Consider the following 650-nt stretch of genomic DNA (forward strand, 5'->3'; position numbering starts at 1 on the left):
TAACGTGGGTGGGTCTTGTCACCGCCGGTGGAATTCTGACGCTGTACCTGCAGGACACCGACAGTGAAGCGGACAAGCCGAGGCCGACGCCAGTGACCTCCACGTACTCTCCCCGCATCCAAGAGGACCTTCCATGCCCCGGCTGGACTGAGAGCCCACACGCCACCGTCCAAGCCTGCGTCTCTTGGCGCAGGGGATGAAGAGCAGCAGCACCCCGGACCACATCGCATGCCGCTCCCCGCGAGGCGCAGTCCCAGATGATCCCTCCGCCGCGGCCTGCCCATCGACGAGCCACGCGAGCGCCCACCCTCACCTCGCGAAGCGGCCCGCTGGATCACCACCCACCCGCACCGCCGCAGCCCGCACATCAACGAGCGCCTGCCCCGGCTCCTCGAACACTGCCCCCAACTCAAAGGGCGCATCACCGACGTCAAGCTGCAGAAACGCCTCATGGCCGGACGAGCCGGTGTCTCTCTTCTCCGCCACCGCGTCGTCCTGATCGCCCACCTCCGCCGACGCCATACGGACCGGCCGGCCGTGTCACCGAGATGATCTCCGGCTACGAAAATCTTGCCAGAGCCACGTTCAGGTGTACGCCGACAGCAGGCAGCGAAGAGGGGTGAAGCAGGGGTGGCGGTCGCGGGTGTCGT

Annotated in this window: 1 protein-coding gene; it reads right to left on the bottom strand. The window is 67.1% G+C overall.

The genetic code is table 11. The annotated features are described in order from the left end of the window. Nucleotides 1-309 precede the first annotated feature (309 nt). Entirely contained in the window at nt 310-507 is a 198-nt protein-coding gene (locus IG78_RS50835) for a hypothetical protein (RefSeq protein ID WP_211267723.1), read from the bottom strand. Nucleotides 508-650 lie beyond the last annotated feature (143 nt).

It is taken from the genome of Streptomyces aureocirculatus, assembly GCF_000720475.1.
Lineage (GTDB): Bacteria > Actinomycetota > Actinomycetes > Streptomycetales > Streptomycetaceae > Streptomyces > Streptomyces aureocirculatus.